Below are 6,665 nucleotides of genomic sequence, written 5' to 3'. Positions count from 1 at the left end.
TAATGGGGGTTGTGGGGGGTATGGTGGTGATGGCGGGTATGGCAGTATTTATAGTGGTAATCGTCGTGTTGCTACTAGCACACGGTGTAATTCTGGGTATGGAGGGAATGGAGCAGATGGAGGCGATGGCGGGAATGGAGGTAATGGGGGGAATAGTGGAGATGGAGGTGACATAGAGTTTAACTATTCTGCTGGTTATCCACAAATTAGTTATTCGTCAAACCCAGGTTCGGGAGGAGCTGGCGGTAGATCGGGAAAGGGAGGTAAAGGCGGTGATGGTGGTTCCTCGTGGTGTAATATTGAGGATAAAACTAGAAACTTAAGTTGTTCTGGAAGGCCAGGTAAAAAGGGTATTGATGGAAAGCCGGGGGAGCCAGGGAAGCCAGGAAAGAAGGGGCGGATATATGTCAACGGCAAATTGCGTGAACGTTCCGTCTCCTAAATACATATGTTTGGGAATGAGTAAGTTCGGGTTTTCGTCTGCATCACATGAGTTTATTCGTGGAAAAATCCTCTTCTTGTAAAGAGGAATTATTTTCTATTCTTAATTTAAATTACGTTCATAATTTTATTGCTCAATAATATCTATAGATTGCTATCTTGTTGTGATTTTTGAAAAATATAATCATTCTTATTGCTTTTATTTGTGTTTTCTAATAATACCTTATGAGATAAATATAAAATTGAAATTTTTGATTGGTGCATATTTAAATATCGTGATATATCACAAAAATATCCTTCATAATTAATAGAAAAAATGAGAAATTACATTAGTATTTTAAATGGCGTAATTTAAATGTTGCATCTAATTGCTTTCTGTAAAGTGAATAAATACTTACCTAATTAATTCTCGTCGGAATTATTTTTCTGGCCTATCTATTGTTGAAGAGCCTATATTTTCTTGCCAGAAAAATTCAATTTGGTGACATACCAGTAGTGATAGCAGTAGAGACTTTGGAACTTGGTCATATGGATAATTGATATATGAAGTTATTCTAAATGTATAAATTCAAACTTAGGAGAATTCCCATGGATAACATAAGAACGGTTGCTGAGACTTTGGCAATATTACATCAGAATCATCGTCCGTTTGGCCTGGAACGACAGCCAAAGCAACTTAAGACCTCGGACTTTGACGGGCCGGTAATATTTTCTAACGATTTGAAAACGGCTACTGTGCCGCCTGCATTCTTTACAGTACAAACTATACAAGAGCTGAAAGCACTCGGCGGTGTGCCTGATAGTCGGTATGGCCCTGGAAAAATGGAATCATATCATCCGTTACCTGAACCATTCTCTGCTGAACGACTGGCAAACGTCCCGGGAAATCATATTGATTTGTGCAAAGCTTTTCGTGTCTATATCTATGGTGATTCCGCTTTGGTCAAAGACTATGAAGAAATGCTTAATGCTAAGCGTTTTCCGATGAAAATTGCGTTCTACAGTGGTGAGGAGATCACTATAAGCGAAGATAATCCTTTGATTATTATGGATAAAGATAACTATGGCGAACCCGTTGTCTTGGTGTATAACCAGATAACCATTGAACCAGAAGGCAAAGTTATTTGCTACACCAACGGTAGGATTGAAACGAATGTCCTTCAAGGGATTGGATACGGTCCATATCACTTTTTCAATAAAGGAGTAGATGGAGAAGATGGTGTTACTGGTACAAGTGGGAGCAGTGGAGTTAATGGCGTTGATGGTTCACCTGGTCTTAAGAATAAAAATACCTATGTAACTCCGCCTACACCAGGTACTGATGGAACTAAAGGTTCTCCGGGAATGAGAGGATCGGATGGCGAACCAGGTAGCGCGGCGGAGAAATTAACTGTCGTATCTGCTCAGGTGGGTGGGATGATATATTTGGAGTCTGAGGGGGGAGATGGGGGAAATGGCGGTCATGGTGGTGATGGTGGTGATGGGGGGCATGGTGGAGATGGGGGTTATTGTGGTGGTCATGGTTATGTTACTACGAGCTCACTGTATCGTGCTGGGAATGGCGGGAATGGAGCAGATGGAGGGGATGGCGGGAATGGAGGTAATGGGGGGCATAGTGGAGATGGGGGTGACATAGAGTTTAACTATTCTACTGGTAATCCAGACATGAGTTATTGGTCAATGCCAGGTTTAGAGGGAGCTAGCGGTAGAGCGGGAAAGGGAGGGAAAGGCGGTGATGGTGGTTCCGCGTGGTATAACATTGAGGATAGAATTAGAAACTTAAGTTGTTCTGGAAGGTCTGGTAAAAAGGGGATTAATGGAAAGTCAGGGGAGCCAGGGAAGCCAGGAAAGGGGGGGCGGATATATATCAACGGCAAATTGCTTTGAACGTTCCGTTTCTTAAACACAAACTGTTTGGAAATGGGTGAACTCGGGTTTTAGCCTGTATTGCATGAGTTTATGCGTGGAAAAATCCTCTTCTTGTAAAGAGGAATTATTTTCTACTCTTAATTTAAATTACGTTCATAATTTTATTGCTCAATAATATCTATAGATTGCTATCTTGTTGTGATTTTTGAAAAATACAATCATTCTTATTGTTTTTATTTGTATTTTCTAATAATACCTTATGAGATAAATATAAAATTGAAATTTTTAATTAGCATCTATTGAAAGGTCGTGATGTATCACGGAAATATTCGCCATAATTAATGGAAAAAGTGGAGATTTATATTAATATTTTAAATTGTGTAATTTCAATATTGCATCTAATTGCTTTCTGTAAAGTGAATAAATATTTACCTAATTAATTCTCGTCGGAATTATTTTTCTGGCCTAGCTGTTGTTGAAGAGCCTATATTTTCTTGCTAGAAAAATTCAATTTGGTGACATACCAGTAGTGATAGCCGTAGAGACTTTGGAACTTGGTTAGATGGACAGCGGATAGATAAAATTGTTTTAAATGTATAAATTTAAACTTAGGAGAATTCTTATGGATAAAATAAGAACGGTTGCTGAGACTTTGGCAATATTACATCAGAATCATCATCCGTTTGGTCTGGAACGACAGCCAAAGCAACTTAAGACCGCGGATTTTGACGGACCGGTAATATTTTCTAACGATCTGAAAACCGCTACTGTGCCGCCTGCATTTTTTACAGTACAAACTATACAAGAGTTAAAAGCGCTTGGAGGTATACCTGACAGTCAGTATGGTCCTGGAAAAATGGAACCCCATCATCCGTTGCCTGAACCGTTTTCTGCTGAACGACTGGCAAATGTCCATGATAATCATATTGATTTGTGCAAAGCCTTTAGTGCTTATATCTATGGTGATTCTGCTTTGGTTAAAGATTATGAAGAAATGCTTAATGCTAAGCGTTTTCCGATGAAAGTTGCGTTCTACAGTGGCGATGAGATCACTATAAGCAAAGATAATCCGTTGATTATTAGAGATAAAGATAGCTATGGTGAGCCTGTTGTCTTGGTGTACAACAAGATAACCATTGAACCAGAAGGTAAAGTTATTTGCTACACCAACGGTAGAATTGAATCGGATGTTATTCAAGGGAGCTTATATCACCTTACCAATAAAGGGGACGATGGAAAAGATGGTGCTACTGGTGCAGATGGAAACAGTGGAGCTGATGGCGTTAAGGGTCATGTTGGTTTTCAGAATAAATATGACTGCACAATGGCCCCTGGATCAGGTTCTGATGGAACTAACGGTTCTTCGGGATCGCGGGGAGCGGATGGCGAACCTGCTAAAACGGCGGATAAACTAACTATTGCATGCTCTTATGTGAGGGGAACAGTAAATTTGTGGTCGGCGGGTGGTAATGGTGGTAACGGTGGTTATGGCGGTCATGGAGGTAATGGTGGTAAGGGGGGAGATGGGGGTTATGGTAGTGTTTATAAGGCTATTGGTTATCTAAATAATTATCATACTGTTGGCTCTCCGTGTAAGTCTGGGAGTGGAGGGAACGGAGGCAATGGAGGTGATGGAGGACATGGGGGTAATGGAGGTCGTAGTGGAGATGGGGGGGACATATATTTTAGCTATGCCGAAGGCGATCCACACATTCAATGTTTGGCATCACCAGGTTTTGCGGGAGCTGGTGGCAGTCCGGGAAGGAGAGGGAAAGGCGGTGATGGTGGCACCACATTGACTAATACTGGGGGGGGAGGTACAACGTCGAGTATTACCGGAGAGTTTGGTCAAGCGGGTACTGATGGAAAGCTGGGGGAGCCAGGAGAGCGAACAGGAAATGTGGGGCGGATATATGTTAACGGCAAATTGCAAGATTGCGATTAAAGAAAGTTTATTTCCGTTTCCTAAACACAAACTGTTTGGAAACAAGTGAGCTAGGATTTTGACCTTGTATCGCATTAGTTTATTAGAGATGGTGATATTTAAACTTGTTTTACTTAGATATTAGAGAAAACTCATTAGCCAACAACCCGCTATCTGAAATTTCCGATGATGCGAAAACACCCTATTTTTTAAATAGGTTTGTCAGCAACTACGGGCAAAATTCTGACTACTAGTAATTTAGTGACACAACAGGTAGTGATAGCAACAGAGACTTTGGAATTTGGTCAGATGGACAACCGATATATGAAATTGTTTTAAATGTATAAATTTAAACTTAGGAGAATTCTTATGGATAAAATAAGAACGGTTACTGAGACTTTGACAATATTACATCAGTCTCATCATCCGTTTGGTCTGGAACGACAGCCAAAGCAACTTAAGACCGCGGATTTTGACGGACCGGTAATATTTTCTAACGATCTGAAAACCGCTACTGTGCCGCCTGCATTTTTTACAGTACAAACTATACAAGAGTTAAAAGTGCTTGGAGGTGTACCTGACAGTCAGTATGGTCCTGGAAAAATGGAACCCCATCATTTGTTGCCTGAACCGTTTTCTGTTGAACGGCTGGCAAACGTGCCTGGTAATCATATTGATTTGTGCAAAGCCTTTAGTGCTTATATCTATGGTGATTCTGCTTTGGTCAAAGATTATGAAGAAATGCTTAATGCTAAGCGTTTTCCGATGAAAGTTGCGTTCTACAGTGGTGAGGAGATCACTATAAGTGAAGATAATCCATTGATTATTAGAGATAAAGATAGTTATGGTGAACCTGTTGTCTTGGTGTACAACAAGATAACCATTGAACCAGAAGGTAAAGTTATTTGCTACACCAACGGTAGAATTGAAGCGGATGTTATTCAAGGGAGCTCATATTATTTTAATAGTAAAGGGGAAGATGGAAACAATGGTGCTGTTGGTACAGATGGAAACAATGGAGCTGATGGCGCTAAGGGTAGTCCTGGTCTTCAGAATAAACATAGCTGTGTAGCTACCCCTTCACCAGGTTCTGATGGAACTAACGGTTCTTCGGGATTGAATGGAGCGGATGGTGAACCCGCTAAAGCAGGGGAGAAACTAACTATCGTATGCCCTGATGTGAGGGGAACAGTAACTTTGTGGTCGGCGGGTGGTGATGGTGGTAATGGTGGTAGGGGCGGTCATGGTGGTCCTGGTGGTAAAGGGGGGGATGGGGGTTATGGTAGTTTTTTTAATAACCGTTATTATCTTACTACTAATTCACTGTGTCAGGAGTCTGGGCATGGAGGGAACGGAGGTAATGGAGGCGATGGAGGACATGGGGGTAATGGAGGTCGTAGTGGAGATGGGGGGGACATATATTTTAGCTATGCCGAAGGCGAGCCACACATTAAATGTTTGGTATCACCAGGTTTTGCGGGGGTTGGCGGTATGCAGGGAAAGAGAGGGAAAGGCGGTGATGGTGGTTCCTCATGGATTAATACTGGGAATGGAGGTAATACGTTGAGTCTTACCGGAAAGTTTGGCCAGGCGGGTATTGATGGAGGGATAGGAAACCCAGGAGAGCGAACAGGAAATGTGGGGCGGATATATGTTAATGGCAAATTGCAAGATTGCGATTAAAGAAAGTTTGTTTCCGTTTCCTAAACACAAACTGTTTGGAAATGAGTGAGCTCGGATTTTCGCCTGCATCGTATTAGTTTATAGGGATAGTGATATTGGTCACTATAATAGTGCAACGATCTGGTTTGACTGGTGATAGATAGCAATTTGCTCCAGACAATCCAATTTACTCGAACATAATGACGGAGGGCTTGGTATCTTATTGGCCTTTCTGTCGATTATTTAAGTATTTATTTGTAAAATGAGTTTATTCAAAGGTTGAAATCTGTTCGTAAAAAATCTTCTTCTTGTAAAGAAGGATTGTTTTATACTCTTAATTTAAATTACGTTCATAATTTTATTATTCAATAATATCTATAGGTTTCTATCTTGTTGTAATTTTTGAAAAATACAATCCTATTTGTTGTTTTTATTTGTATTTTATAATAATACCTCATGAGATAAATATACAGGGTGAGATCACGAACGTTATTTAATCAATATTAATCCATTTGACCCACGAATTCAGTTGTGATCTTATACTCCTTTTTTTCGGGAGTACCCTAATGGAACTCGATGCTTTTTCTCAGCATTTCGGTGAAATCAACGATCCTCGCCAGTCTGCCAAAATCAGCTATCCCCTGTTTGATGTCCTTTTTCTGACAATGTGTGCCGTCTTGACGGGCGCTGAAGGTTGGGAAGATATCGAAGACTTTGGGAATATGCGCATCAACTGGCTTCAGGAAAAGGGATTTTTTCAAACCGGCTT

Annotated in this window: 4 protein-coding genes and 1 pseudogene; all 5 read left to right on the top strand. The window is 40.8% G+C overall.

What is annotated here, in order from left to right:
- Positions 1–442, top strand: a pseudogene (locus tag D3222_RS23215) (hypothetical protein); the annotation flags it as partial.
- Positions 443–1,029: 587 nt separating this feature from the next.
- Positions 1,030–2,328: a collagen-like triple helix repeat-containing protein gene (locus D3222_RS25285; protein WP_157975420.1), complete on the top strand. Its 1,299-nt coding sequence runs from the start codon at positions 1,030–1,032 to the stop codon at positions 2,326–2,328.
- A gap of 604 nt (positions 2,329–2,932) precedes the next feature.
- A complete protein-coding gene (locus tag D3222_RS25280; protein WP_157975419.1) occupies positions 2,933–4,255 on the top strand; it encodes a collagen-like protein in 1,323 nt (440 codons plus the stop codon).
- A gap of 348 nt (positions 4,256–4,603) precedes the next feature.
- A complete protein-coding gene (locus tag D3222_RS25275; protein WP_157975418.1) occupies positions 4,604–5,917 on the top strand; it encodes a collagen-like triple helix repeat-containing protein in 1,314 nt (437 codons plus the stop codon).
- Positions 5,918–6,462: 545 nt separating this feature from the next.
- A partial coding sequence (locus D3222_RS23180) for a transposase family protein (protein ID WP_198672891.1) occupies positions 6,463–6,665 on the top strand: 203 nt, incomplete at its 3' end.

The organism is Photorhabdus sp. CRCIA-P01, assembly GCF_003545805.1.
GTDB classification, from domain to species: domain Bacteria; phylum Pseudomonadota; class Gammaproteobacteria; order Enterobacterales; family Enterobacteriaceae; genus Photorhabdus; species Photorhabdus antumapuensis.
Note: the sequence above shows the minus strand (reverse complement) of the source record. Positions and strands in the feature narration are given on the sequence as shown.